We start from the raw sequence: 26,692 nt of genomic DNA, 5'->3' as shown, positions 1-26,692 counted from the left end.
CCGCCCATAAGATCAGGCAAAATAGCCATCTGGAGATGCCGTTAGATGCTCTAACCACAACATGTAGACACAGGTGGAGCTAACCGTCCACCCCGTTAAAATAATTATTTTTCACCCATTCACTTTATCTCCCCATTAATCTGAGTAGTAAACCCCGCCTTACTAAACGAATGTTCAACCCGCGTTGCCGTCCAGCTCGGTCCAGTGATACCCGATCTAAATCCCGTCAATATCAATGGCGACTCAGCGAACAGATCAGCATTACCAACCGATAAACTAAGGTCTACGGTAGCCGTTCCTTGATCCAGCGCTGATTTTTTTGCCTGCGCCGCCTCAATCGCTTGCTGCTGATTATCGTAGGTGTGCCGTAAGGTATAAGCGGGTTTTTCGGTGCTAGTGCTGACTGCAATATTCTGGCCAGTCGCCTTATCGTGATAAGTAGCCGTTACGGAGGCGTATTTACCACGGTCGGTAATGCTGCAATGGTAGCCAGGCAACACCTGTGTTTTATCAATATAAATCGGCAACAAGCTGGCACCGCCGACGCTTTTCGATTCGCCAGCCTTGGCCAGGATCAAATGGTCATTGGTGACTTTGGCGACGCCGCCGTATTGTTTCGCCAACCGGGTCAGTAAATGCAAATCTGATTCTTGCGTTTGATCCACATGTCCCAGCTGAATAACAGCCAGATCGGCGGAGGCTTTGCCTACAAGTCCGTTATCACCGGCCAGCGTTTTTACCAGATCACCCAGAGTGATGTTATCGAAGTGCCGGGTTTTCTGCGATTTAAGTTCGCCCTGCATATCGGCAGCTTTGCCACTGATACTCAGCGTTTCAGGGAATCCCGTTAAAGAGATCTCATCGACCGTATAAACACCAACCTTGCTGATCCCGGCTTCTTCATAGCCCAGGTAAATGTCTAGTTTTGCGCCTTTTCTCGGTAAGGCAATCAACCCATCACGGTCGTCTAAATCAATAGTGCAGGTATCGGATTTAAAACCGGCCTCATCAGTGGTTTTGATGCTGATTAAGCGCTGGTTGATACGTGCGGTGATGTCTGCACCGTCGGCTAATACTTTAAAGATAGGCTTCATTTCAATCCCACAATCTAACCGTTTTCACCGTTTCTGCTACAGGCATTTCCGGCAGTTCAATCACCAAGCCTGACGGCAACACAGGTCCATAGTCGGCCAAGCATCGGTTAGCCTCGTAGACCCGCTCAACGGCGCCAGACTGACTGCCGTAATATCGGTGGCAAATCGCATCGATCATATCACCGGTTTTGGTACGGTATTGGGTCATGCGTCCTCACCGTATTGGGTCATTTTCAGGGTAAAGGACATTTTACGGGCCACGCCATTAGATAAAAAAGTGTCCTTATTCTCTTCAATTGACTGAATGCACCATTTTTTCCAGACATAACCGTTGCCATCAACCAATATCAAAGGCTGGCCCTTTCCCGCTTCTGAGCGCATATCGTCGATCTGGTGCAGGCCGCCAGCATAATCGGGGTAGATGTCGCCCGATAGCGTGATTGAATCTTCGCCGGGGCCTGTGTATTGTTGCGCAGGTAATTTCCCATAGCGCTCTACTGCCTGCCATCGATAAGCGGTTGACCGGCTAAATGCCTGATACGCAGCAGTGTTTATGGAGAAATTAAACGCCCCCAGGCGCATCATAATGTTAGTCATGTAAAGCGCCCCTGGCGTCTGCAGCCTGCTGCTTCTTCAAATGCTTTGCTACCCGTTCGGCTAGAGCATTTGAATCCTCGCCTGGCTGTTGAACTATGGTGATAGGCGCATGGGTAGTTTGTGTTACTGCCCCTTGTCCTGCTGAACCCGCCGCAGGCGGCATCGTAGGCAATGGCGTCGCCATGGCAGGAGCGGCGACCGTTGCGGCCATTGCCGCACCTAATACGGGACCTTTAGCTGCCGACGAGACAGCCCCTCCAATCGAGCTACCTATTCCCTTCACCCACTCGACTGATTGACCAATCCATGCGAACTTTTCAGCAAGCCAGCTCATCACCGGCTCCCAAACTGCACGTACGGATGATGCGGCAGTAAAAAAAGCGGCTCCAATGGCGCTTCCTACTGTGGTTACTACACCGCCGATAGCCGTAAATACACCGCCGAACCACGCCGTGATTGGTTTCCAATTATCATAAATAAGATAGGCAGCAGCGCCCAATAGAGCCACGCCGGCAACCACCAAACCAATAGGATTTGCGGACAATGCCGCGTTCCACAACCACTGGGCTGTGGTAACCGTACCCGTCCATACCGCCATCGCCTTTTGCTGTATAGTCGCACCAAGCATAACAGCCTTTTGCCATACCAGTGCGGCATTGGATCTCAATGTAGATAAGCGAAAAAAATCCATGACACCCCTAGCAATAATCCAACCATCCGAAAGAATAGTGGCGGCATATCCAGTTGCCAACGCCACGACTTTTAGACCGACCAATCCGACGGCTGCACCTACAATAACAGCGGTTACAGCAGGGAACTTTTCAGATAGCCCAGTTACTACATTAATCCCATCACCCATGGCACCGAAGACGGTGTTTAGTGTAGGCAAAAGCACAGTACCTAGATTAACCCCCAGACGCGTGGCTTTATTGCCCAGCAGTGTCAGGTTATTAGCTGTTGTTTGCGACCGTATGTCATATTCTTTTTGCATTGACCCGGCGTAACTACTGGCATCGGCGACTGAATTAAATGCCTGATCCAGCGCTTTTATGTTGACCAGTAGCGGCATAATTGCGCCTTTGGCCTCTTCACCGAATAAATCACCTACCAATGCACCACGATTTTCAGCAGGAGCCTTCGCCAATTCCGCAAACACTTTTTTAATGGTGCCTTCAGCATCCTTTTGCATGGAAGTAGTCACCTCTTCCGAGGTCATGCCCAGCTGCTTAAAGACTTCAACCTGATCTTTGGTAGCGGATCCACCCTTAGTCAGCGCATTAGTCAGGTTTTTTAATGCAGTCGCGGCAATCTCAGGCGCAGCGCCAGAATTCAACAGCGACGCACTTAAGGCGGCAATTTGTATCTCAGTAAGCCCGGCGGCTTTTGCAACAGCACCTTGCCGGGTAACAACCTCGGAAATATTCTTCGCCGAGGCGTTCATATTAGAATCCAAATAGTTAACGGCATCCGCTAGTGATTCTGCCTGTTTCTGGTTAATTGCCATGCCAGCCCGCCAGCTCGCCATAGTCTGCCCAGCTTCCTCGCCGGTCATATCAAAAGCTACGCCCATCTTAACGGCGGCGGTTGTAAAGCCCAACAATTCTTCTTTGGCTACGCCAGATTGCCCGGCAGCGGAAACGATAGCGCCAATGCCGCTGGCGGCCATCGGCATGGTGGCCGACATATCAAGTATGGACTTGCCCAAGCCCTTAAATTCTGCGTCAGACACATCAACGACTTTACGCACATCAGCCATAACCGATTCAAATTCAATCGCGTCTTTAATGGGCGCTGCGGCTGCGTAGGACATGCCCACCGTGCCGATCATTTGGCCGCCCAACTCACTGCGGCGGTCACGGTTGGCTCGTAATCTATTGGTGCGTTCGAGCTGTCGGGACACCGACTGCTCTGACTGTAGCAGTCTACGGTTTTCATTGACGATGTCGCCGATATTAAGCCCGTATCTCTCGGCTCTTTGCGAGGCAGTGCGGAGCGATGCCTCGGTACGCGCAATCTGCCCCCATAAGTTGGTATTGCTGGCCCCGAATTGATGCTGAGTCGCTATGAGGTTATCCAGCCTGGTCCGATACCGGATGACGTCATCGGCAGCGTTGCGCCCCATGTGTACGTTTTGCAGACTCCGCCCCAACCCGGTCGCTCTCGCATCCAGTGATTGGAATGCGCGCCCCACGGTACTGGATAGCGATGCGCCGATAACGATGCCTAATGCTATATTATTTGCCATGACAAAACTTAACCTGATTGACTATACTTAACACATTCCAGAAGGAGGATTTATGCCTAAATCTATTTTTGACCGCATCGTCGATTGGCCTTATCACCCGCAAACGATTCTTGGCATCGCTTTTGTTGGCTGCTTTATCGCTACGATGCAAGGCGATGGGCTGATATGGGCGGCGCTGGTTGTTGCAGCTGTTACCGCGCCCTTTGCCGCCCTGTTGTTGTTCTTGCCGTATCTCGCCACAATCATGCTATTAGCTGTCGTGCTTTCGCTTCCTTCACTGATTCGAGCCATTCAAGCAGCTCTTCACACGTCAGCTCCAGCAACTCACTGAGCTGCCAGCCGGTATTGGATGCTAAGACGATGCAGCCGATTTTGATGTCTTCTTGCCGTATCTCGCCACAATCATGCTATTAGCTGTCGTGCTTTCGCTTCCTTCACTGATTCGAGCCATTCAAGCAGCTCTTCACACGTCAGCTCCAGCAACTCACTGAGCTGCCAGCCGGTATTGGATGCTAAGACGATGCAGCCGATTTTGATGTCTTCTTGCGAGGGGACAAAAAACTTGCATACGTCTTCTGAAGCTCCCCATAATCCGCCATATCCATACTATCTATATCGTCAGGCGATACTTCGCATAGATTAGAAAACATACTCACCTCTACCTCAGCAGGGCCTCCCTTGATTTTATCTGCAGCACGTAAATCCCTGACTTTTGGACGGCGCATGACCAGCTTGGTTATGCCATTATCTAGCGGAAACAGCAGATCGATAGATGTGACGATCGGTAATGGTTGTGTAGATGCTGAACTCATTTATTTAACCTCAGTTTTAGGCTTTTCAGCCGATTTCAATTTAATATGCCCGGACAACAGCAGGTATTTTGCCTGTCTGCTGTTTAGTAGGATGACATCACCCACGGCATGCCCTTCAAAGGCTTTTTTTACAATGTATTCGTTCATTTCGATCATCCTTATTGTTTGATTTAATTTGCGCCGCAAATGCTTCAAGCTCATTATCCGGTATCCCTGCACATGCATTAACACACAGCTGGGCGCGTCTATAATCGATTTCAGTTAAATGCGAGTTACCGCCGCCCTTTATAGCATCAGGCCATGGTTCGGGTTTATGCGAAATAGGATCAAGATTGCATCTGGTCATTTACATCCCCAGGTTCTTGCGGGTAACTGCCAGCTGATCCACGCCATTAACGATGCGGATCATGTTCGGCACATCGATCTCATGAACGACTTCGCCGTTAATCGTGTGCTTGTAATAGCGCAGCGCGACCGTCGCCTTAAGGTTGGCTTTGTCGCCCGGCTTCCAGCTGCCGGGATCCATTTCTTTTAGCATGCCGGTCATTTGGATGATGACCGGTTTTTCGACGCCATCCTCGCCGCTGAGTGAGCCGCGAAAGGTCAGCGGCTTGGTGTTGCCGGGCGCAAGGCCGAAAATCTTCAATACATCGGCATCGTATTTGGTCAAAGAGAATGAAGCCTCCAATTTATCCATGCCCATTTCAACTTCCACCGGCGCATCCATGCCGCCGTTGCGGAACTCTTCGGTCTTCATGGTCAGCTTGGGCGGGTTCAATTCCTCGACGTTACCGGCATAGCCGCGACCGTCAACAAACAGGTTTAAATTCTTTAAAATATCATTCAACATTAGAATAATTCCTTAATGTAATCGTTGACCAAATGGCTGCGGAACGTAATGTGCTCAGCCGGATAAGGCGGGGTAAAGTCGAAGTCGAAATAGACCCTGCCCTGACTGATCTGATCAGGCGTGTTCAGGTCTTGATCGGCCCAGCAGTGGCCGCCCAGAACGGCCCCGACAGCTACCAGGTGCCGCAGGTAGCTATTCACACCTTCTACAACATCTTCAAGGTAGGTTTTGGTGATGTTGCGGTCTACGGCCCACATGTGCGCAGCCAGCAGCGACTCATGAATCATGTCCGCCGTCCTGACCACCGATAAAAATGCCCACTTTTGATCTACCGAGCAGGTGCGGTTGCCCCACAGGCGATAGCCGTCCTTTTGAATGATGGTGGCGACTTCGTTTTCGTTCAGATAATTAGCGCGTGCATTGACATCGCCCAGCGCAAAGTCGATTTGTCGGCTTGTTCCGGTAATGCCGTAAATATCCCGGTTGGATGGACTCCACCAGAAGCCGCGCTCGTTGTCTGACTTGGCGATTATGCCAGCCACCCGTGCCGATGCAGGACGGTTGACTTCGGAATTACTGACGGTATCCCAGACCTTAACCTGCGGATCGATGACATAAACGCGCTTGCTGCCGAAGTTCTCACGAAAACTGATGGCGGCGGCATCGTCGGTATTTGGCCCGTCAGCCAAAATAACCGCCTTCAACCGATCGGCAATGCCCAGCAGCTCTGACACTACCGCGACTTCGTGCGAAAACCCTGGCGCAATCAGAATGCGCGGCTTTACTTTAACAATCGACTCGGCGTTTAAAAATACCTGTACACCCGCATTGATGCCGCCAATGATATTGGACTGGGTGGCGGCAAAATCGATGCCTTCGGCCACCCTGATAACCACAACCATAGCGCCGCACTGGTCGAAAATATCATCCATGGCATCAGGCAGCGTACCCAACTTATCGCCTACCGTATCCAGACCTGCGGCGCCATTACGACTCCCCGTTACCAACACCGGGATATTGAGCGGAAAGGCTTCATTAGCGCCGCCCGACAGGGCTTGCGCTTTTACCGAGGCTCCCACGGCAACAGCGCCGGTTGATACGCCAGTATTGGCAGCCGCAACCAATAAAGCCGCGGCGGTGCTGGCGGCAATCGCCGCTATCACTTGCGCAGCGGTTGATGTAATGGTTCCGGTAACACCGGTAGCCAGATTAACGGTAATCGCCGTGCCGCTGACCGCAACACTCAGCGCTTGGCTGTTGGCTTTGGGGTCTTTCAAATGCACAGTGATGTCGTTGCCTGGCTTACCCGGTGTTACGGCGGTATAAGTGATAGCATTATTACTGGCGACTACGCCGGTCAACAGACTTGCGGTCGCTGCCGGGGCGCTGTTCGGTGCGGTGCCGATCAACCCGATAACGGATGATTTGACAGTGCTGATGGGGCGTGCTCCATCGTCTATTTCAACGATTTCGACGCCGTGTAAAAATTGTTCGGGCATGGTTAACTCCAGGTGATTAAATCAATGTCAGTTTTTGAGCGTATTTATCTTAAGCATCAAACATGTTCAGGCTGCGGCAATAATGCGGCTGTTATCGTCGCTGTGGTTGTTGATATATCGAACATAAACTACTCCGTGATTTCCAAGGCGATAGAAAAAACCGCATCGACTTCTTCAGGCGTTTTATTTAATGCGGCAGCAGCCGACATAATAAACGGACTTATGCGCTTAAAATTAGCTGCGCTTGCCCACATGTCTCTGGTATCCTGATCTGCAGACGATATCAGCGTCTCAACCGCCGAGCGTAAATTTAGTTGAGTCAATGCGCGTTTGAATTGCCAACTCGCACATTGCGTTAAAGCTCTAAGATCGTCAATTGTCGGTGCAGACGGAGCTCGCAACGCGTCTGCCTCAGCTTCTGTAATTTCAATAAGGTCATTAGGAATGAACGCATCTTGAGAGCCATCAGACTCATAAGCAAAAACAGTTCCTGCAATATTTTTATAAAGTTTCATCTTAATTCATTCCATTCTGCAAGAGTTGTTACGCCTGATACCATCGCCGCACTGTAGGTCTCGCCGTGCAAGACAATTAAGCCAACGCTGGTACTAAAATTAACAGCTGATTCCGACGCGCTCGAATACGTTATAACAGCACCCGCAGTAGTCGTTAACGTGACGACTAACCAAGAGCTTGTTGCGCTCGATGAAGCTCTTATGTGGACACCAATAGGTCCACCGGTCGAGTTTGTGTAAGTAGTTGACGGGGCGCGACTTGCCAGCATATTTTGATTGGTTTGGTTATATCCCAGCGGGAGCATGGTGGAGTAGACATTTGTGCCATCACACCACAACGTGATGGACGTTCCTGGTAAAACCACAACGCCAGTCCCAGCGGGCGTTTTAATAGTTAGCGCAAATGCCCCGGTCGTATCGTTCTTTACAACCCATGATCTGGTTGGTGATACCGGCACGATAACAGCGACATTCCCGGTCAAAATACCAGTAAATTGCAAAATACCGTGGCCAGCCTCAACCGCTGTAAGCGTTACATTAGAGCCACCGGCAACTGATTTGCTCAATACGCCGCCAACAGTTTTCTGCACGAATTCGTCAGTAGCGATCTTCGTCGAGACATCACCAAGAGCCTGAGTTGGTGCAGTTGGGTTTCCGGTCAGCGGCGGTGATGCAAGAGGCGCTTTGGTAGCCACAAGCACATCTACCTGCTGCTTTAAGTATGCGGTGCGATTAGCCAGGTTTCTGGCACCCTCATTAGCCTTTCCGTCAGGACCACCCAATGCAATATCGGTAGTTTCCTTTTGATAAACACCTGCATCATAGATGGGCGTTTCTGGTAAATTAGCCATTACAATACCCCGCCGTTATATTTCTTAGACCCATCATAAGCCCACGTCCCGTCATAAAATAAATTCATAAAAATTAGGTTACGCAATACCGAGCGTTTATTTTTATAGCGCTCAATACTGTCTCGGATTCTCTGAACCATGGCGTCATCTGGGAATGCGCCAATATTCAAAATAACATCAAACATCGGCCATGCACTGTCGGCGCCATAAGTCCAGCTGCCGTCATAGGTGTGCGCGCCGTTATAGTAATTAACAGCACCTTCCTTGATGGCAATGTTGTCATAACCCAGCGCCGACAATGCCGCGCGGATTGCATGAGGCGTGCCCTTATGACTATGCACGTCATAACTGGCAGCACACGTATTGCGTTTTTGCGCTTCGGTCCAGTTTTCATCCCATTCATCGACCGATAGCGCCCAAGCCAGCCAGGGAAGAAATGCCACGGGACAGGTTTGCGGATTCCACAGCTTAACAATATCCACCGGAACAGCGCCGAGCCTCGATATGGCGTCATCAAGCGCATGCTCATGCACATTGGCATTGGGCGGCAGCAAACTAGACATTGACGCCCCCATTGGTCAGGGTCACGCCGGTGCAATAGCCGACTTGATAATTGCCGATAACAATGTCGGCAACAGGGCTCGCCAGAATGACGTTTTGCACGCCCGGTTGTTTGAGTGCCGCATAAATACCGGCCAGCGTAATGTCCTCGCCAATTTTATGCGCGGCGGCGATATATATATCAAGCGCCCCAGCAGCAGCCTGCAATGCAGTCGCGCTGCTGGGGCCGTCGTAAAAATACAGGGTAGCGTCTGCGGTGTAGCCAATAACCTCTACAGAGCGCACAGTCAGCCTGTCAGTCAAGGGGCGCACTTTGTCTGCCCTTAACGCCGTATCAACCAAGGACAACAGCGGCGCATCGGCAGCGCCATTGCCTATCCTTGATAACACGGTAATCGCTACCATGCCCGGCTCAGGTGTGAGTAAATTGGCACCGTAATCGATCACCACAGCACCGCTTTCATTCAAATGAAACTCTACAGAATCAACAGCAATATCTGCGACATCACCGCTGGCGCTTAAGCCATGGAAGATATAACTGCCTTCACTGCCGGCAGTAGTCAACCCCTCAAAAGCGAGCTGGATACGACGCTTGAATGGCTCATCCTGCTCAAAAACAGCAGCAACCGGTGGAATGGCGGTCGGATCGGCCGGTGTTATCAATAATCGCTCGACGTTGTAATTAGCGCCAATCTGATCTAAATCAGTGCGTCTAGCCGTAGCCAGCATCACACCGCGCGCCGCATCGTTAACGCGCTGGCGCAAAACAAGCTCGCGGTAGGCGGCAACTTCTAAAACCTTATAGGCTGGGTCTGACTCAAGCAGCGCGGTAAAGGTGTTGTCACGCGACTGCAAATCGGCCAGCATTTCCGCAAATATCGTCTCGAAACTCAACGCCTCGACAATGTTGGGTGCGGGTATCTGCGATAAATCAATCTGCGTAAAACTCATAGCAGTATGCCATCCAATTTAATCTGTTTGCCGTCCGGGCGATATTTGCCGAAAATTGCCAATGCAAAATGCCCGGTACTGTCAGCGGACTCAATAACTACACGCTCCAACACAATGCGCGGCTCCCATTTATCCAGCGCCTCGGCGGTTGCTGCGACCATATCAATAATCGTGGCGCCGTTCATCGGCGCGGCGATCAATTCGAACAGGCGCGAGCCGTAATCGCGGCGCATAACCCGTGTGCCGATAGGCGTAGTCAGAATATCGCGGATGGACTGTTTCAGGTGGTCAATGCCTGCCAACGCCTTTCCGGTAGAATTATCTATACCGATCATACTGGCATACCAGATTGTCCTGAGCCTGGTTGCACCAAGCTGGTTTTATGATTTTTCAAACTGATGCCGTCGGCGATAACATCAACACTGGCAGTCAGTTTGCCGGTCAGGGTAATATCGCCGGTAATTGCAATGCCGCCGTCGGCTATCAGCTCGGCGGTAGCGCCCGCAGGCAAAACCGCTTTTAAATGATGAGCCTGACGGTCGTATTCGATCACCGCGCCGTCTTTATAGGTTGTGTTGCGTTTGTCGGGCGAAGTGACTGGATAAGGGTGTGCCGCCTGGAATATGCCAGCTAAGACAACGCCTTGATTCAACTCTCCGCAAGGAGAGAAAATCATAACCTGCTCGCCTATATCGAGCGGGTCGCAACTCCTATCCTCGCCTGCGCTAAGACCAAACCACGGCAGCCAGTCTGTTAAAATGCCAAGCTGTTTAGACGCGTCACCTATCCAAATCCGGGCCTTGGGCGGGCTAATGCCATAATCAACCTGATCCACCTTACCAATGCGGATCAGGTTGCTTAAGCGCCGGTCAAGCTCAGTCAAATCGAAACTCATGGCGTTTCCTTGATATATTTATCGACATAAGGTATGCCGATTTCAGGCGACAGGCCCAACCAGACTTCGGTTGGAGTTATGCCGGTTGGGGCCCAAACATCATTCCCCAGATAAAATGTTTGGCCCCATGTCACGAACCATGATTCGTAGCCGTTTTTTTCAGGATCAAACTTGCCCGGCCCCGCTGTAAAACCGCTAGGAAAACTCGCATCATGCGCAAGACCCCATTTATTATTTCTGGCGTTTGCCAAAAACTGCGCGGCAAAGTTGCTCGTCTGTATTTGCAAATTGGGGGTTGACCGCCCGAGGATACAATTTGCTGTGATTTGGCAGTCCAACGGAGTTCTGCCATCACCAATATCATCGCCAGGGATAAATGATTCCAACTCCAGAATAATAGCCGGCGTTTTTATGGGCCTAGGCCGACTATCAGGATCTTCGCCTTGCTCATACCACTCAACCGTGTTCACGTTAGCGCCGAAAAACGCGGCTATTTGGTCTTTGATAGCGGCGTGGAACGCTTCAAATGTGGTCGCAGTCATCGTGTCGCCCTTTCTAATTCATAGCTGACTAAGCGCTGCGTTCGCCTGGCCAGCTCTCGCTCAGCTTGCGGCATTAAGCGCCGCACAACTTCATTGAACGGACTATCAATCTTGATATTTTGCCGTTCGACAGGAAGTCTCGCGCGGGATGTACGCGCAAAAATTGCCGTTGCGCCTGATCTCATCTTGGCTTTAAAACCGCCTTCAAAATAATAATCACCTGCCATATAACCGCTATTAACCGCACCGCCATCGTTTAACGCCATGGCATCAATTGGGTTTATGCCCAGCCAAACCTTGCCGCTGATAACGTCGGCCAAGCTGGCTTGCGCCTTGCGTTGCTTAATTCTGCGAGCCAATACTTTTCTGGGGATGCCGGTCGCAGAAGGCAGTTCTCGCAGCAACCGGCTTTTAACCCATGCCGTAGTTTCATTGATTGCCCGTGACTGGACGCGCTTTATCGCAGCCGGAGACAAAACGGTCTGGACAAGACGCTCAATATCATCCTGCTCAACCGTTAGGCTCAAGAACCCCGTATCAACGCCGCCGGTTATTGCCATGTAACTATCTCCACCCGTTTGCAACAGCCGTGGTATTGCCGGGCTGATTTAAAATAACAACTAATACGCCATCGCCTTTGGGCAATACTTCCGAAACGTCATAGGCTTTACCAAAATACACCGCCGACCATCCTTTACCGAGGTCAGGCACATCACTTTCAAGCAGATTCACAACCACACTACTGATGTCTACCTTGGCAATGATGTTGTCGATCCATTCAATTCTGCCCACACCTTTTTTTCCGCCAGGCGCATCTAAAACGCACTTAGGCGTTATCGCTGAACCTGTTGGCGGCGTCAGCGTGATGTCATCACCTACGGCCTGCATAATGACATTGTCAATAGCACTAAACATCCGACTAAATCCGTCCACGACTGCCCCTTTTTTCATACTTATGACGGCACGGCACGCATGCGCCGTCTACCAATCGACCAAACCATTCCCCGCAAAAGTCGCAGTCGCCCGGCTTGCCGGCATCCAGCGTAAACGGGAGTCGGTTGGCTATGGCGATTTGGCGCTCTTTCTCGGCGTAGTCGTTGGCTTGATCGATGATGTCTGTCATAGCTTTTCAACATTAACAAACCGCTGAAATGCCTTATCAGCCGCGGTTTCAAATATAAAGATTGCCCGGCTGCCCATATGAGAAGCGATGCCGATTAAAGCGGCGGCCAATGGACCCGGTATATCGGCCCACTCGCACAAATAAAAGGTCATTACGCCAACAAAGGCGCTTATAAACATCTCACCAACCAACTCAATCAATGAAAACCGGCTGATCAATCCACTTTTTACTTTACGAAAATATCCGGCAAGACCACCGAATAGCGATATTCCGAACACCCAGGCATAGGTGATTAGCGAGTATGAAAGCGGATCTTTTTCAGGCATCATCTTTTCCATAGGTGACTATGCGTTTTCATTGCTGCGGTACTGATATTCCGCAGTTAGCTTCTACAAATTGGTAACAGGCCGCTGCATACGCGGCTATGGTGTCGGCCCGGTAGGCTTGATCGACAAGAAATCCTGTAAGCTCTGTTGAAAGTTCGGCGCTATCGGCTTCGCCTTTAGACTTTCCGGCACCTGCACTTGCTGGCACGGGGCAATCACTACCTTGCCGACGTCCGGGGTCGCGCAACCTGACAGCAGCAAAAGAGTCATGCAAAGTGTTGATACTGTTAATCGCTGTTTCATGGGACTTATCCAGTTGTTGGTTGGCAAAAATAGCGTTTTTTTCGGACTCGGCAATGCGGGACTGTGCGCTGGACAGAAGGGCTTGTGCCTCAGATTTTTGTACTTGAAGCGCAAGCTCTATGCGGTCTATTTTGGCACTATCTATCTTATGCACAGAAAAACCGCCGATCCCCAGCCCGGAAATAAAAGCCGCTACTATGAAAACCAGAATAGGCGGCATCAGTCTTTCACCGCTAAACCAAGCGCCCCAGCAACGGTGCTGGCTAAACCTGTAACAGCAACTGCTTTTTCAAGCTGACCCAGACAGATAAACACCAAAGCAAAGGCAGCGCCGGTTAAGGTCACTGCGCCAAGCCTTGTGGTGCGCTGAGTCCAGTCGATACCGATTTTGCTAAACATGATTAAGCCGCAATAACCGAGTGAATCAATACCCATGCCGCGCCGGTAGACACGAACTGGCCTAAATCATTCGCCGCATCAATCGTTGCGAAAGTTGCGCCGCCTGCAATTGTTTCAGCTCCGGCAGGATCAAGCGTTACCGCAAAAGCATCGGCAGAGGTTTTTTTAACTGTCAATTTAGAGCCAGGCGGGATGGCCGCTACGCTGGCAAGGCTGACAGTCTGTGCAGCTGTGTTCGGGGCCAGCACTGTTAAGTCGCCGCTGCCGAAGTCACCCGCATTCAAAGCTTCTGCGCCTATTGCTGCCAGCGTCAATGTCCGGGGGCCTTCTTCGATAAATTCTTCAAGATCAACATGCACGGTTGCAGTTGCCGCCAGTTCGGCTTTGTCCGCATAGCCGATAAAGTAGGCATTAAGCGCCGGGGCGTTGATGACTTCTTTTGCCGTTGGGTCCCACCAGAGTTTCTGGCCTTGAGTGACGGCATCGCTGGTATTTTTAGGCAGCGAAAAAACGCCTTCCTTTTTTACCGTACCGGTTGCGCCGATGGCGATATTAACCAAGGCAATACCGATTTGCGCATTGCCGATAACGACTGGATCGCCACTTTTAATGATGGCACCGGTGCCATTGACGTAATCAATGTTTTCACCGGAATGTTTAAAATTTATAGCCATGTTGTTGCCTACTATTCTGTTGGGTTGAGTTGAGCAGGCGACTTGCTACCGCACAGCCGCCCAGCTTAATTAAGCGCCGGCGTTTTTATATGCGCCGCGATAATCGATCGCTGCAACGCCGTAATCGAGGCGAACTTTCCATTGCAAACCGTCAACTTCAAAGCCTTGCTCGCTTTCCAAGAATGGCTCTTGTTCGCCGTTCAGGAACCCGACTTCAATGACCGGTGCTTCGCTTGGATCGGCAAAGGCGTACCATTCATTTCCAGAAATGCGCGGTGAGTCGATTACATCTCTAAACAATCCGCGCACCCTGTTAGGGCTTTGCAGCTTGTTTGCGGTATCAGGATCATATTGCGCCTCATTGACAACGCGGGCGCCGCCGCCTGCACCCATTCCGCCTAGCCATAATGCTGGGCGCAAATCAAGGAAGTCATTGCCGCTTACGTCCATTTGTTTCGCCATTGCGACCCGCGCGGCCTCAATGGCGGTAACAGAAACAACCGCCGCAGTGCCTGCAAGGTTATCGTGTGCGGCATCGAATAAGGCGATGCCGTCATACATGACCGGGTTACTCGCCAGCAAGGCATATACATCCGCTTCGATAGTCCTGCGCGCCGCACGTCCCAGCATTTGCGAGAGACCGATAAAAGCGGACAAGTCGTCATTGATGATGGTTTGGCGGCTGATATTGATCACATTGCCTTTGGTAGTGGCGGTGATGGTTGATTTTTCGCCGTCTGGAATTGATTTATTCTTGAACTCTGAGTTCTCACCCAGCGCATCAAGATTGCCAAACGAACCCATTCGATAGCGACTATGTGCGCGAAAATCTGTCACCGAACCGACATGACAAAAACGGCTCCAGGTGTCGGCAGCTGTTGCATAAGCCTGTTGCAAGGTTTTGTGCATGGCGTTTTCCAGTAATACCGGGAAGTCGCTGGTGCTGGTGGTGAATGCACGCTTGACCATTTCCAATTCGCCCATACCTCGTGACGATACGCCTGCACGATCAAGGCACAGCTTGGCAATTTCGGTCATGCGCATACCACGGAATTCGTTGCCGGCATCCATCTTATCGACACCGGCACGGCCACGGATGGCGTTAACCCCTGCTTCGATAAATTTGTCTTTTTCGTCGGTGGTTACGGATGCATCGCCGCGCGTTGCTTCTGAATCAACTTTTTCAGACCATCTTTTAAGCATTTGCTCTTTTGCAACCTCAAAGCTATCGCCGCGCTCAATGAAGCCGTTAACAACAGCATCATCAGCACGGGACATCTGGCCAAATTTACGGATGTCTACCTGACGCTGACGCTCTTGCTTTGCTGCATCGGCACGGATAGCGGATTCGTCAATTCTGGTTTCTGGTTTAACCGATACGGTCGGAGCGTTATCCGCCCGTGTTTCGGTCGTTTTTTCTTCGACTGTTCTAGGCATTGCCTTAACCTCTTTGTTAACAATTGTTACTGAATGGGTGTCGCCTTCGCTACGCACTTGTGCGCCTGCGTCAGCGGGAATTGTTACTAACGATATTTCCATCGGCTCCCAGTCGATTGCCAGATAAATAGGCAGGCCGTCTTGCAGGTCTGGCTGTCTTTCCAGCTTATTGATCGTGTAGCCGACGCTGATATTTCTTAAAATTCCGCCTTTTACATCGGCGATGATTGGCGCTACTTCGGCACGTTCACTGAACTTAACCAATGCACGACCTTCGCCGTCCTGAATCCATGCCTTTTCAACGACACCCAATACATCAGTCAGGCTCCAGTTGCTGTGATTAGCCAGCAGCGGAGCGCCGGAATTTAAGCGGTCAAGATTGACATGCGCAGGATTAAGGCTTAATTCTTCAATCCAGGTTGTTTCGTCCCAGTAATCAATCCGCCGGACTTGTGCGCCGGTTGACCAGGTTAGCTCTACCGTGCGGGCTTCTTCATTCAGCGTTGCCGGGACAAATGACGCCCTCGTATGTAGCTTAGGCAGCTGTCTTGTTTGTTTTGGCATCATTGGCCCCTATTGTTTGTATTTGGCCTAATCCGGCGGTTTTTCGTGGGTCGCTGTCAAGAATCAGACCCAACTGATCCAGATAATCGTTACTGAGTTTTATCTCATCCATCGTGGCATGAAAATCGTAGCCCAAGGACCTGATCGCCTCCGGCAATGGGCAGAGCCCCGCCCTGACCATGGCAATAATTGGCGGAATCTCGCGGGCAGGATCAACCATCATTCTTGCCGGCGGCGTCCATTCTTGCGATAAGTCGGGAATGCCGCAGTAATCGGAAAACCAGCGGGCGACACCGCCGCAGACGCGCGGAATAAACAATTGCCAGCGCCAGCCATCAATGCTGCGGCCAAATTCTTGCCAACCCATGCGAGCGGACGAAAAATTAACTTCGGATAAGTTTCCGGTTAATGACTCGAAAGTAATACCAAGCCCAGCAGCAACACCGCGCTGCACCTCAACCGTATAAGGGCCGTAATCGTCTGCCTTGGGCGGAGTGGTAAATTCGATGCGACGGTTTGGCTTCATGGTGTACATGGATCCGGGGGTTAATTCTGAAACGTCGCTGAATTCTTCTTCTGTCTCGGCAGGCTCGTCGGTATAGATGAATGCCGCAAACAGGTTGGCTAATTTTTGGCGATTTAAATAGGCGTCCTCGTAAATGTCCAACTCGCGCAAGCGGATCATCACCGGAGCCAGCCACGATACGCCGCGCTCTTGCCCTGGTCGGTCGCTACGGAATAAATGGATGACCTCATAAGCCGGGACGCGGGAATAACCGAAGCTGAAGGTGCCGTAAAAACGGCCTGTTGCGCCGGGATGGGCTTTATATAACAGATAGGCAACACGTCGACCGATAGCGTCGTATTCGATTCCGCGCTGGACATAGCCGCCGTTTTGCAAAGGCCCATCGGCAAACTCATAAAGATAGTCGGCTTCAAGCAACTGCAACTGAAACGGCACAGCCAATCCGTCAGAAGCAAGACGAGGACGCAGCCGGATAAAGCATTCGCCAGACTCAACCATCGCCCGCATCGCTAATTGCTGGATGCCGTAGAAGTCGGTCAGCCCGTAAGCGTCGCACTGGGTTGATTCAGCCCAAGCCTTCCATAAATCCTGAGCGCGTTTGGTGTTGCTTTTGGTTTTTGCTTTCCACTGCGCCAGGATGCCGTAGCCGACCACGTTGTTAGTGATGACGGACACGCCTTTATTGGCCCACGGGTTGTTGCGAACTAAATCGCGCGCCCGGTTGCGGATAATGGAGGGGTTGGAGATTGCCGAATTGGCGTCTGTCGCTGGCGTTAGCCAGTTGCTGGTGCGCGTAGTTTTGCTGGCGGCATCGTAGCGGCGTTTAAAAGGGACGACGTTGGTCATAGCCCCTTCCCTGTCGGAATATTGATAATGCGCGCTCTTGCGGCGGCAGGTGTTGCCACACCCAGCTCTGAACGCATAGTGTTGCGCAACCGTTCCATCTCTGCGAGAGAATGATAGGTGATTTTGCGCTCGCCGAATTGCACGGACAAAGCGCCCTGTGCGATTGCGGTTTCTAATGCGTCGAGTTGAGTTTGTGTGTATGCCATGGTGCTATCATGGCGGTTTTAATTCTCACAAAATAGGCAAAAAATGAGAATTTTGGAAAAGTCTATAGGTAGGATTACGGATTTTTTTGTAGGTTGGGTTAGCGTAGCGTAACCCAACATTTTGCACGATTATGCTGTGTTTCGGCTAATTCCTAACCCAACCTGCTGATTTATTAAGCCCTCGTATTCCATAGTTGACGGGCGTCATCAATAGATATTCCCTTGATTTGCCCATTGCAGCGAGTGCAGCGAATAGAGGCGGAGTGTATCGGCGTTTGCGAGGGGATACAGCCGATCTTATCACCAAATACATCGAATGTTTCTGTCGTCAAGCAGTGGGCGTAGCTATCACTATCTAGGGCAGGTTCTTGCAGTCCGCAAAATGGACATGGCAGCAATCTACCCGTATGACTCAACTCCTGTCCAGTTTCATTAATGCAATCATTTCCACTCATATCACCCACCCTTATTAATTTTGTAGGTAAGATTAATATTATGTATTTTCTTAAGCAAGCAAAAGCCAGTCTTAAATCCAATCCCAAAAAATCGTAATTTAAAAATATCAAGAACATATCTGTTTTTAACCCATATTATATGCACAAAATCAGTTCCAATAACTCCGCGCCTATACTCTTTTTCAATGCTACAAATCATTTCGCTTTACTCCATATCTAGTTATTGCTGTATTGTGTTGGGTTACGCCTAACCTAAAATCCTATAAATCGTCTTAGGCGACAGCCGGTAACGCCTAGCCAGCTGTTCAACCGTAGCGCCGGAATCATGCAGGTCTTTTATTTCCTGATTGCGTTTATCGTAATCATTGGCGGGCATGGTTAAGCGTTCGCCGCCGAAGTTTGTGATCAGTGCATAAACCACATCGCTGGCTTTTTGGTCATCACCCACCACGCTGGCAACCACGCGGCGCATTTCTTGTATTATTCCGGTCATAATAGTTGACTGTTCCGTTTAGGTTTTTTGGTTATGGTTGCCTTGGGCAATATCGGCAATAGCGGTTGCTGCGCGGCTTTTGCCGCCTCTGCTTGTAGCCGCCTATATTCATCACTCGACACCACGGCCAGTTTTGCCCCCAACTCATCCCATTTGGCAGCGGTATGCAGATGCAGACGCAATTCGTGATGATGGGCGGCGGCGTAGGCGTAAACCAGTGTGTCCAGTGATTCGTTACGTGCGCCGCGCTTGGTCTCGAAGCGGTTGGTGCGCGGGTTGAAAGTTTCCGAGACGATGCCGGTGAAGTATTCGCGCGGTAAATCTTCAGAAAAGTGCAGCAGCCGGGAAGCATTGTCTTTGTCGCCGTCGGTGGACATGCGCCCGAACAGGACGTTTTTGACCGCTACGGTGCCGACGTGCTGAATCATCACGCCGCGTTTGTTGTATTGGCCTTTCCAGTTGACGTCTTGCGCTTTGGGACGAGACAGCACCGGGGCGTTGTTGGGCACTGCGCCGAAGATGACCATCGGGCGGCGAATCATACGGCGGCGCACGAAGTCTTTTACCGCTTCGGTACGGTGTCCGCCTGCGTCGATGGCAGTGGCTTGGATCGGCAGGGCGTGGCCGTTGATGTGCTCGATGGGCCGGTTGAGCAGGTCGGTTAAGGCGATCCAAACGGCATCATCGGCGGGGTCGCCCATCAGTTCAATGTAATCCAGTACCCAGCAAGCCATGCCCTTGCCCCAGCCGACGATTTGCACGGCCAAGCGGTTGTCTTGGGTATCGACACCGGCGGTAACGGCGCAAACACCCAGCGGGGCGACGCGCAGGCGGTAGGGTTCGGCGCGGTCGGCGATAACGTTGAGCTTTACCGCGCGCATGGAGGGGTCTTCCCAGGCTTCGGCTAGGCGGCTGTTGACAAAGGTTTTTAATTTAGCCGGGTCGTTTTGAACACCTAACCACATTTCTACCAGCTTTTCCCAGCGCGGGCCTAGGCCGATTTGGTAATACAGGCAATTAACGGTATAGCCGCGTATTTTTGATTCCGGGTTTTTCGGTATCCAGCGCCCCGCTTTGATCATGTCTGTTTTTTGATGCTCTTCGATTTCACAGCCGCATTCCGGGCAGACGTAGCGGACACGGACACCGCCTTTGTCCCAGTGTAGACCGGACCACTCGAAGGTTATTTCTTCCAGGCAATGCGGGCATGGCATGTAATAATGGCGCTGGTCCGATAACTCATATCGTTCATCGATACGGCAGATGCCTTTTGTGCCGGGCGATGATATGTCCAGTCGCTTATAGGTCGAGGTAAAAGCCGAATAACGGTCTTCCAGCATGACCATGGGGTCATCGCCGGTTTTCAGCGAATTGGCAAATTCGGTTAATTCGTCGACAACAAGATATTTGACCGATGTTGACTTCAATCTGGCCGGCGCTCCGGCATGCTCGACATAGAGCTGGCCGCCCAAAAAGTCCTTAAACTCTTTGGTATTGGCGGCATTGCGGCTGTTGGTGGATACCATGACGTTTTTTACCGCCGGCGAGTCATCCAGCATGGGATTAAGCTTTTGGTTAATCCATTTTTGCATACTGACATCTGCCGGGAAGCAGGCCATGATGGGGCCGGGAGCTTCACCCATCCAGTAGCCGATAGCGTTGCGGCCAATCTCGCTTTTGCCGATCTGGATGGGGAATTTGATAACGACTTCGTGTATCGTCGAGCGGGCCGATAGGCAATCCATCGGCTCACGCAGGATCGGGTTTCTGTCAGTTCGCCACGGCCCTGGCTCAGGACTGGTTTTGCGCGACAGGACGATATTTTTATCCGACCATTCGGACACGGTCTGAGTTTTGCGCGGGGCGTAGGCGCGGGCGCGGGTGGTGTTGATAACCTCCCTAGCGTTGCTGTATTGTGATTGTGCCTGCATAGCTTAATAAACCTCACAACTTTCAGAGCAGCCGCCAGCCGAATCAAGCTCATAATTAAATAAGTCGAAATTGACCGCAGCAGGCTTCCATCTTTCAAAGGGCAATTTTGATTCTTCCAGCAATTGTTTCGTGCTGGTATTTTTTCTGAAAAAAAGCCGTCCAACTCCACTTGGATCTTGCCAAGGCCCAGCAAATCGATACTGATCTTCCATCCGCATTGGAAATTCAAATACTTCAGGCGTATCAACAGCTAGGGTTAGCAACTTCCGCTTACTTTTCTTCCAGCACCATGCACAATTCCCTTGGTGCTCCATGATATTTAGATTAAATGACTGACGTCCCCACCAGAGATTAATCATCTCTTTTGTTGCCTTTGTATATTCAATCAATGGGTAGATAAGATTTTCTTTTTCCATGTTCGAACTTACGCGATCCATTTCATCAATCCTGATTCCAATCGCGGTTTTATAGGTTCCATTTTTCCAACCCAATGACCGTAAATATGAACGCATGGGAGCAAGCTTCAGCTCAGACGTACATTTCGGGAATGCTTGATTCGGAATACCATGTTTTTTTATATACTCCTCAAATGGCTCACCATTGCGTGATGCTGTTTCAAATGTCACGCGTCGAAACTTGGTTCCATTTCCTTTCACTGGATCGACAAGAGCCTCTAGCCAGACCACTCCTAAATTCCATTCCTTGTCACAGCGATTTACAAACTCTAATGTTTCCTCAAGTTCCTGCCCTGTGTTTGCAAATGTAATAACAACGTTGTCGAAATCGTTTAATTTATTATCAAGCAGCCACTTAGTCATATATGCCGACGTTTTTCCACCACTAAATGAGATAGATAAGTTCATGTTTTCTCTACTTTGCTAAGGTGTAAAAAACTGCGCGACAAGTCGCCGAGCAGGGATTCAATGTGATCCATCAACATGGAGCGGATTTTCTGTTCGTCGGTTTCTGCGGCCAGTTGCGGCGCTAGGATGTCGGGCAGGGATTCGAGCCGGTTGCGGATGATGGTGTCGCCATCGGCTACGCAGGCTCTGGCTTCGTCGGCTACCAGCAATTGACCGCGACGCGTTTTCAGATCGATTTCAGTTAATTCGGCGTTAGCTTCTTCTCGTCTGGCTTTGGCTGATTGATAGCGACTGCCTGAGCCACTAACCGCAGAACTCTCTTTTCCTGCATCCTGTTCTTTACGCTCACGCTCCTGCTCATGCCGCTTGGTCACACCTTCTTTGGACGGGTCTTTGGTTTCGGCTATACGCTGGATTGAGGCTTCGACGTTTACTTTTCCGTCTTCCATAACTAAGCGGTCAGCGTTTTTCAGCTGGGTGACGTGGCTACGGTTGACGCCGATGTGGTCAGCGAAGGCGGTTTGGCTCATGAAGGTCATGCGGTCGCCCCTTGTTTAGTGCATTCCAACGGGATATGCCAGTGTCCGCATTCTTTGCAATATTGCGCCGCTTTCGGCTGCTCTGCTATTGTTTGTTCAGTAAACGGGGGTAATTCGAGCGTAGCGCCGCGTAGGCCGTTAATTAAGCCAGCGGCGTGGAGCTGCTTAGCCAGCGCGTGAAATTCAGGCACCAGCTCTTTCATTTGCCCGTTAAAGGCTTTTACGTTCTCTGGTCCACAAACTATCTTTTTCATTTTTTTAATAAAATAAAGGTTGTGCAGGGTGTGCAGGAGCGAGTGCAGGGCGCGAAAAAACGCGAGGCGTTATCATTCGTGGTCTGTGCAGGGTGTGCAGGGTGTGCAGGATACCCATATACGCGAGGGCGGTTTTATTTTTGGCAGTGGTGGCGGTTTGTTTCTCGCGCGTCACGTAAAGTGAAGTACTGCACACCCTGCACAGGCCACGCGCGGCGCGGCTTTGACTCTGCACAATACCCTGCACAACTGCCTGCACACCCTGCACAATATTAAGCGCGGCTATCTTCTTTGTACGCATCGACTGAATCCTTGAAATTATTGATGTTAAAACCAAGCCAACCGGCTTCTGAATTACCGGGCGACATTTCTTCGGCGTTGGCGGGAGTGATGATAGTTTTCGGGTTTTCAACCATAGACACTCCGTTTAGGTACCGCTTTCGTTCTTTTTTTACGCCAGGGCGCTTGGCTATGGCATCGATCGCTTTATTTTTTGGGGCGGCTCTGACGCCTTCCCGTCGGCACCAGTGGGTGTATAGGGTGTAGATGTCTTCCGACAGCGCCGGAATAGGCGGGACGCCGCTGATTTCCTTGGTGTTCCATTCGTCGTAAAAACGGATGATGCTGTCTTTGCTGAGGTCTTGCAGGTCTTGTTTGGCGGCGGTCATCAACGGTTTGGTATGCGGGTTGAAGTCGCCCAGCGGCAGGTTGACCAGGTAATAATGCAGGGCTTCCGCGCCGCCGTTGTCGATTTCCAGGGCTATTTCTTTGTAAAAGTCGGGGCCTAGTTTGGCGGGCGTCCAGATGACTTGGTGCCGCCGATCGTCTTGGTCGAGGACGACGGGCATTCGCTCGTTCGATAGGAAAACAAGGTTGACGTGGTTGGCCTCTTCGTAGGCGGCCATATTTTTCGGGTTGATGCGGATGCGGTCGCCGGTGATCAGGCCTTTGAGCTTGTTCTTGATATGGTATAGATCGGATCGCGCCACGACTTCATCGGCAAGCATGAACAGTTTTCCGCCGAAGCAGTCGTTAAATTTATCTTCGATAGCGGACTGGTCGATGATGCGGCCGTATTTGCCGTATATACCGAGAATGACGTCGAAAAATAGGTTTTTTCCGGTGCCTTGCGGACCGTGGATGACGATGGTGGTCTTCATCTTGGCGCCGGGATGTTGTAGTGGATAGGCCAGCCAGCGCAGTACCCAGTTGTAAACGGCGTCGCTGTTTTTCTCGTCGGCGCACATATACATGAGCAGGTCTAGCAGGCGATCGCAGTTACCATCAATCGGTGTGGTCGGGAAGCCGTCCCAGACGTTGCAGGTGATGTTCTTGTCTTTTTCGGTCGGGTCGAAGCCGACCTCATCGGGCCTGACGATCCGCCGCTGTTTGCTTTCTTGCCAGCGCTTGGGTATGTCGGAGTGGACGCAGGCTTGCTTGAAGTCGTTGAGCGCTATGCGCATGTGCTCTTGGGCATCGAATAGCATACCCCCCATAGCATAGACGAGGCTGAATCGACCCAGGGCGTGGTCGTAGCAGTCGATGGGTTTTAGTGCGGCTTTTGTAGCTTCCCCTCCCCCCTGTGGTTGCGCTTCCCGCGCTTTGGCGGTGACGGTGAATCCTGCTTGCTTGATGGCTTCCTCGATCTGAATCCTTACCGTGTGTAGGCCGTCGGTCAGGTGTAGGTCGTTGAAGTCGGTCAGTTTGCCTTGGTTGCGGCAATAGTGGTCGAACCGGGCTTCCGGATCGGCAAATTTTGGCGATACGACGCGGCCATTGACGGCCAGCGCGGCCAGTTCTGCGCATTCTTTGCCAGCGTTTTTCTTGCCGTGGGGTTCGTTGCAGTGTGGGCAGGTCGCGGATAGGTTGACTTGTACCGGTTTCTGGCAATGTTGGCAGCGGGCAAAGGCGTCATCATCGGCTAAGATTAGGATTTGCGCTTCGCGGTAGTATTTTTTTAGCGCCTGGGCGACTGCTTGAAGGTTACCAGCATCGAATGCGATCGCAACCGGGAAACCGGTGGCTTCGTATGCGGTAGCGCCGGTGGCATAGCCTTCGGCAACCAGTATCAGTGTGGTTGGGCTATCGATCAGGTGGAAGTGGGCTTTTTTTACTGCACCGGCTGGCCAGTATTGTTTGTCGCGGCCGTTGTGTTTTGCGATCAGGTCTTTTTGTTTGTCTTTGTCCAGGATGAATTGCAGGCCGTGGATGCGGCCTTGGGTGTCGAGCATAGGCACGGCCAATGCGCCTTTTTCGGTGAATCTTACGCCGTGAGGGATGATGCCTTTGCGGTGTAGGTAATCGCAATCGCCGTCTATTTCAAGGTTGCGCCAGGCGGCACTGGCTTTGGCAGCGGACTGTTCAGCTTTGCGTTTTTGCTCCGCGTCCACGCGCTTTTTGTCGTCGGCAATGCGCTGTTTGATGGCGGCTTTTTGCTCGGCGCTGAGGTCGGTTCGGGTGATCTCTATTTTTTGCGCATTGTTGTCCGCGCCCTGCCAGATGCCATACGAGCCGACAAAGACGATGTCGCCGCCGGTCAGGGTGATTTCATGCAGGATATACCAGCCGCGTTTCTCTCGGTCACCTTCAACCCGGCAGCGGATCATGCGCCCAGTTGTCAGTCGATCGACCTGAAGGCCAAACCCAACCAGCTGTAATTTTACATCATCATAATTCGAAGACATTGTTTAGTAACTCACAACGCCACTACCTACAAACAAATCGAGCCCCTTCGTACCCGCAAGGGGGGATGCTGGGAAGTACCTTTTACCCGGCATCAGACATTCAATCGCTAACTTAACAAGCAATAACATTAAATTTAAAAATGCTTTAATTAATAAAGGGGAGCGGGGATAGATCATGGGGCATCCTGCTCATCCAGTGAGTTCAAAACGCAACGCATCACTGCATAATTAGCGGCGGCAATATCTGGGCGATTCCGATTAACATCAGCCATCTGCTTGGCGGCACCTAACGACATTGCAGGCTCAGTAACAATCAGCCGCTTGTCGGCCGTGTAATACTCGACCCTATAATCACCTAAACCCACATCCATACCCGTCATAATTTCTATATTCCTTAAATGCATCGGCTTCCATTCCGGATCAGCCTCCTGCATGTACTCTGTGTAATAAACCAATTGGGACAACGGCCGTCCTTGCAATGCCGCGCAGCGACATAAAATACCCTTGTAAAGAATCACATGAGCATTGTGCAAACCAACCATCACCAATCCCCAAACTGAGCATCGAACTTACGATTAATCATGAGTGCAACCCATGCCCATAAACCATCAACAACCGTCATCACTGCATTAGCAACAACAAATGTAAACAAAACCAGCAACCCGACCAAAAGCCAAAACAGCCCACGGGCAATCTTAAGCATCGCCAACCCTGCTGCGCAGTCGAGACACATGCGCATGCGCCCTACCCCGGCCGTTACGCACCCGCACCGCACTGTCATCATCAACCAGCGTCGCGTTAAAAATAAGAACCATCACAATCGACTTAATCGACACACTGATCATGCCCTTGGCGATCATCACCGCCACCGCATAACACCGGTTATTAATGACCGCCGTACTGACGCCAATAGATTCAGAATGCAACTCCAACTTCTCATAGATATTGCCGACATGCGCATTAACCGTGCGAATACTGACCGCCAGTAAACGCGCGATAACCTTATCCGCATGACCCTCAGCCATCAGCATTGCCACATCAGCTTCCCGCGCCGTCAGCCTACCCTGATTAACCATTTTCGCCTTAATAGTCATAAATACCCTTTACTGCTATGCTTAAAAATTTAACCAACCACATCAGATCCGCCATGACCTACCTTCACAAAACCCAAGCAGGAACATTCTTTATCAAACAAAAAGGCAACCGATGGCATGTGATCTATCAAGACGACAGCCTTGGTAGATCACATGCCGCAACATGCCCTTGACGACTTAGTAGGCGGTCATACATTTTCACCATCAAATGACATTGATACATCAACACTTGGACTACCGGATGAACTAGGCGAATGGACAATACTCAGTGACTGAATCAACGTCTCAGCCAAATCCTTTGCTCCATCCAATGACAAAGCCAGCCTCATAATGCTGCCGTCTAACAAATTAAAGCCGACACCAATTTGCTGGTTGTCCGCGTCCGCGCTCGTCGTATTACGCCAATCTGCCGGTTGATAACTATCTGGAATCATAGGTAAACCTACCTAGGTAATCAGCCCTATTACTAGACAGGGCTGAGGGGGTTAAAATTATTTTTGCTCTTTAAACAACATGCCTAACCTATAGGGCGGCAACTCAAACAAATCAGACCTCACACCAA

36 protein-coding genes are annotated in these 26,692 nt (G+C 51.0%); 1 reads left to right on the top strand and 35 read right to left on the bottom strand.

The features are described 5' to 3' along the window. Positions 1 to 119 precede the first annotated feature (119 nt). Genes METTU_RS04620 through METTU_RS21600 form a run of 4 tightly spaced genes read right to left on the bottom strand, consistent with a single transcriptional unit; the run spans position 120 to position 3,936 of the window. Complete coding sequence (locus tag METTU_RS04620; protein WP_006890151.1) at positions 120 to 1,094, bottom strand: contractile injection system protein, VgrG/Pvc8 family; 975 nt, start codon at positions 1,092 to 1,094, stop codon at positions 120 to 122. A 1-nt stretch (position 1,095) separates the two neighbouring features. Further along, entirely contained in the window at positions 1,096 to 1,302 is a 207-nt protein-coding gene (locus METTU_RS04615; RefSeq protein ID WP_006890150.1) for a tail protein X, read from the bottom strand. After that, positions 1,299 to 1,691: a phage tail protein gene (locus METTU_RS04610; RefSeq protein ID WP_006890149.1), complete on the bottom strand. Its 393-nt coding sequence runs from the start codon at positions 1,689 to 1,691 to the stop codon at positions 1,299 to 1,301. Before METTU_RS04610 ends, METTU_RS04615 begins: the two co-directional genes overlap by 4 nt. Then, positions 1,684 to 3,936, bottom strand: a complete 2,253-nt coding sequence (locus METTU_RS21600; RefSeq protein ID WP_006890148.1) for a phage tail tape measure protein — start codon at positions 3,934 to 3,936, stop codon at positions 1,684 to 1,686. The genes METTU_RS04610 and METTU_RS21600 overlap by 8 nt, the downstream gene beginning before the upstream one ends. Positions 3,937 to 3,988: 52 nt before the next feature. On the opposite strand from METTU_RS21600, the gene METTU_RS04600 reads away from it, so the two are divergent. Beyond that, positions 3,989 to 4,267 (top strand): hypothetical protein, encoded by a 279-nt coding sequence (locus tag METTU_RS04600; protein WP_006890147.1) that lies wholly within the window; start codon positions 3,989 to 3,991, stop codon positions 4,265 to 4,267. A 181-nt stretch (positions 4,268 to 4,448) separates the two neighbouring features. Here METTU_RS04600 and METTU_RS04595 read toward each other — a convergent pair whose 3' ends face one another. From METTU_RS04595 to METTU_RS23040, 31 genes are all read right to left on the bottom strand, one after another. Beyond that, on the bottom strand, positions 4,449 to 4,748 hold the full coding sequence (locus METTU_RS04595) for a phage tail assembly protein (RefSeq protein WP_006890146.1): 300 nt from the start codon (positions 4,746 to 4,748) through the stop codon (positions 4,449 to 4,451). After that, the gene (locus METTU_RS23565; protein WP_006890145.1) at positions 4,749 to 4,895 is read right to left on the bottom strand and encodes a hypothetical protein; all 147 of its coding nucleotides are present in this window, start codon (positions 4,893 to 4,895) and stop codon (positions 4,749 to 4,751) included. Between the two features lie 199 nt (positions 4,896 to 5,094). Continuing rightward, a complete protein-coding gene (locus METTU_RS04585; RefSeq protein WP_006890144.1) occupies positions 5,095 to 5,598 on the bottom strand; it encodes a phage major tail tube protein in 504 nt (167 codons plus the stop codon). Next, positions 5,598 to 7,097 carry a phage tail sheath subtilisin-like domain-containing protein gene (locus METTU_RS04580; RefSeq protein WP_006890143.1) on the bottom strand — a complete coding sequence of 500 codons (1,500 nt, stop codon included), beginning with the start codon at positions 7,095 to 7,097 and terminating at the stop codon, positions 5,598 to 5,600. The genes METTU_RS04585 and METTU_RS04580 overlap by 1 nt, the downstream gene beginning before the upstream one ends. 128 nt (positions 7,098 to 7,225) lie before the next feature. Further along, entirely contained in the window at positions 7,226 to 7,612 is a 387-nt protein-coding gene (locus METTU_RS04575) for a hypothetical protein (RefSeq protein WP_006890142.1), read from the bottom strand. Beyond that, positions 7,609 to 8,463 (bottom strand): hypothetical protein, encoded by an 855-nt coding sequence (locus tag METTU_RS21595; RefSeq protein WP_006890141.1) that lies wholly within the window; start codon positions 8,461 to 8,463, stop codon positions 7,609 to 7,611. Before METTU_RS21595 ends, METTU_RS04575 begins: the two co-directional genes overlap by 4 nt. Next, on the bottom strand, positions 8,463 to 9,026 hold the full coding sequence (locus tag METTU_RS21590) for a phage tail protein I (protein ID WP_006890140.1): 564 nt from the start codon (positions 9,024 to 9,026) through the stop codon (positions 8,463 to 8,465). Before METTU_RS21590 ends, METTU_RS21595 begins: the two co-directional genes overlap by 1 nt. Next, on the bottom strand, positions 9,019 to 9,975 hold the full coding sequence (locus METTU_RS04560) for a baseplate assembly protein (protein WP_006890139.1): 957 nt from the start codon (positions 9,973 to 9,975) through the stop codon (positions 9,019 to 9,021). Before METTU_RS04560 ends, METTU_RS21590 begins: the two co-directional genes overlap by 8 nt. Then, positions 9,972 to 10,310, bottom strand: coding sequence for a GPW/gp25 family protein (locus METTU_RS04555; RefSeq protein WP_006890138.1), 339 nt, complete (start codon positions 10,308 to 10,310; stop codon positions 9,972 to 9,974). Before METTU_RS04555 ends, METTU_RS04560 begins: the two co-directional genes overlap by 4 nt. After that, a complete protein-coding gene (locus METTU_RS04550; RefSeq protein ID WP_006890137.1) occupies positions 10,307 to 10,870 on the bottom strand; it encodes a phage baseplate assembly protein V in 564 nt (187 codons plus the stop codon). Before METTU_RS04550 ends, METTU_RS04555 begins: the two co-directional genes overlap by 4 nt. Next, on the bottom strand, positions 10,867 to 11,412 hold the full coding sequence (locus tag METTU_RS04545) for a hypothetical protein (RefSeq protein ID WP_006890136.1): 546 nt from the start codon (positions 11,410 to 11,412) through the stop codon (positions 10,867 to 10,869). The genes METTU_RS04550 and METTU_RS04545 overlap by 4 nt, the downstream gene beginning before the upstream one ends. Next, a complete protein-coding gene (locus METTU_RS04540) occupies positions 11,409 to 11,972 on the bottom strand; it encodes a hypothetical protein (protein ID WP_006890135.1) in 564 nt (187 codons plus the stop codon). Before METTU_RS04540 ends, METTU_RS04545 begins: the two co-directional genes overlap by 4 nt. A gap of 4 nt (positions 11,973 to 11,976) precedes the next feature. Continuing rightward, positions 11,977 to 12,363 (bottom strand): head-tail joining protein, encoded by a 387-nt coding sequence (locus METTU_RS04535; protein WP_169624852.1) that lies wholly within the window; start codon positions 12,361 to 12,363, stop codon positions 11,977 to 11,979. Further along, the gene (locus METTU_RS04530; protein WP_006890133.1) at positions 12,332 to 12,535 is read right to left on the bottom strand and encodes a TraR/DksA C4-type zinc finger protein; all 204 of its coding nucleotides are present in this window, start codon (positions 12,533 to 12,535) and stop codon (positions 12,332 to 12,334) included. The genes METTU_RS04535 and METTU_RS04530 overlap by 32 nt, the downstream gene beginning before the upstream one ends. Further along, a complete protein-coding gene (locus METTU_RS04525; protein WP_254257818.1) occupies positions 12,532 to 12,873 on the bottom strand; it encodes a phage holin family protein in 342 nt (113 codons plus the stop codon). The genes METTU_RS04530 and METTU_RS04525 overlap by 4 nt, the downstream gene beginning before the upstream one ends. A gap of 16 nt (positions 12,874 to 12,889) precedes the next feature. After that, positions 12,890 to 13,384: a hypothetical protein gene (locus METTU_RS04520; protein ID WP_006890131.1), complete on the bottom strand. Its 495-nt coding sequence runs from the start codon at positions 13,382 to 13,384 to the stop codon at positions 12,890 to 12,892. Continuing rightward, complete coding sequence (locus METTU_RS04515) at positions 13,384 to 13,563, bottom strand: hypothetical protein (protein WP_040579616.1); 180 nt, start codon at positions 13,561 to 13,563, stop codon at positions 13,384 to 13,386. The genes METTU_RS04520 and METTU_RS04515 overlap by 1 nt, the downstream gene beginning before the upstream one ends. A 2-nt stretch (positions 13,564 to 13,565) precedes the next feature. Continuing rightward, on the bottom strand, positions 13,566 to 14,237 hold the full coding sequence (locus METTU_RS21585) for a DUF2190 family protein (protein WP_006890129.1): 672 nt from the start codon (positions 14,235 to 14,237) through the stop codon (positions 13,566 to 13,568). 69 nt (positions 14,238 to 14,306) lie between these two features. After that, the gene (locus tag METTU_RS04505) at positions 14,307 to 16,241 is read right to left on the bottom strand and encodes a prohead protease/major capsid protein fusion protein (RefSeq protein WP_006890128.1); all 1,935 of its coding nucleotides are present in this window, start codon (positions 16,239 to 16,241) and stop codon (positions 14,307 to 14,309) included. Continuing rightward, positions 16,210 to 17,610 (bottom strand): phage portal protein, encoded by a 1,401-nt coding sequence (locus tag METTU_RS04500; protein WP_006890127.1) that lies wholly within the window; start codon positions 17,608 to 17,610, stop codon positions 16,210 to 16,212. The genes METTU_RS04505 and METTU_RS04500 overlap by 32 nt, the downstream gene beginning before the upstream one ends. Next, positions 17,607 to 17,816, bottom strand: coding sequence for a phage head-tail joining protein (locus tag METTU_RS04495; protein WP_006890126.1), 210 nt, complete (start codon positions 17,814 to 17,816; stop codon positions 17,607 to 17,609). Before METTU_RS04495 ends, METTU_RS04500 begins: the two co-directional genes overlap by 4 nt. A gap of 702 nt (positions 17,817 to 18,518) precedes the next feature. Next, positions 18,519 to 18,764 carry a Mor transcription activator family protein gene (locus METTU_RS04485; protein WP_006890123.1) on the bottom strand — a complete coding sequence of 82 codons (246 nt, stop codon included), beginning with the start codon at positions 18,762 to 18,764 and terminating at the stop codon, positions 18,519 to 18,521. Beyond that, positions 18,761 to 20,695, bottom strand: coding sequence for a phage terminase large subunit family protein (locus METTU_RS04480; RefSeq protein WP_006890122.1), 1,935 nt, complete (start codon positions 20,693 to 20,695; stop codon positions 18,761 to 18,763). Before METTU_RS04480 ends, METTU_RS04485 begins: the two co-directional genes overlap by 4 nt. Before the next feature lie 3 nt (positions 20,696 to 20,698). Further along, on the bottom strand, positions 20,699 to 21,559 hold the full coding sequence (locus tag METTU_RS21580; protein WP_006890121.1) for an adenine nucleotide alpha hydrolase family protein: 861 nt from the start codon (positions 21,557 to 21,559) through the stop codon (positions 20,699 to 20,701). Continuing rightward, positions 21,556 to 22,098: a hypothetical protein gene (locus METTU_RS21575; protein WP_006890120.1), complete on the bottom strand. Its 543-nt coding sequence runs from the start codon at positions 22,096 to 22,098 to the stop codon at positions 21,556 to 21,558. Before METTU_RS21575 ends, METTU_RS21580 begins: the two co-directional genes overlap by 4 nt. After that, positions 22,095 to 22,352, bottom strand: a complete 258-nt coding sequence (locus METTU_RS04465) for a hypothetical protein (RefSeq protein ID WP_006890119.1) — start codon at positions 22,350 to 22,352, stop codon at positions 22,095 to 22,097. Before METTU_RS04465 ends, METTU_RS21575 begins: the two co-directional genes overlap by 4 nt. Before the next feature lie 272 nt (positions 22,353 to 22,624). Further along, a complete protein-coding gene (locus METTU_RS04460) occupies positions 22,625 to 25,036 on the bottom strand; it encodes a DUF5906 domain-containing protein (RefSeq protein WP_006890117.1) in 2,412 nt (803 codons plus the stop codon). A gap of 173 nt (positions 25,037 to 25,209) precedes the next feature. Next, a complete protein-coding gene (locus METTU_RS04455) occupies positions 25,210 to 25,578 on the bottom strand; it encodes a hypothetical protein (protein WP_006890115.1) in 369 nt (122 codons plus the stop codon). Continuing rightward, entirely contained in the window at positions 25,578 to 25,739 is a 162-nt protein-coding gene (locus METTU_RS23560) for a hypothetical protein (protein WP_169624849.1), read from the bottom strand. The genes METTU_RS04455 and METTU_RS23560 overlap by 1 nt, the downstream gene beginning before the upstream one ends. Then, the gene (locus tag METTU_RS04450; protein WP_006890114.1) at positions 25,732 to 26,130 is read right to left on the bottom strand and encodes a response regulator transcription factor; all 399 of its coding nucleotides are present in this window, start codon (positions 26,128 to 26,130) and stop codon (positions 25,732 to 25,734) included. Before METTU_RS04450 ends, METTU_RS23560 begins: the two co-directional genes overlap by 8 nt. A gap of 188 nt (positions 26,131 to 26,318) precedes the next feature. After that, a complete protein-coding gene (locus METTU_RS23040; protein WP_150107734.1) occupies positions 26,319 to 26,564 on the bottom strand; it encodes a hypothetical protein in 246 nt (81 codons plus the stop codon). Between the last annotated feature and the right edge of the window lie 128 nt (positions 26,565 to 26,692).

This window comes from Methylobacter tundripaludum SV96 (assembly GCF_000190755.2).
In the GTDB taxonomy this organism is placed as follows: Bacteria; Pseudomonadota; Gammaproteobacteria; order Methylococcales; family Methylomonadaceae; genus Methylobacter_A; species Methylobacter_A tundripaludum.
Note: the sequence above shows the minus strand (reverse complement) of the source record. Positions and strands in the feature narration are given on the sequence as shown.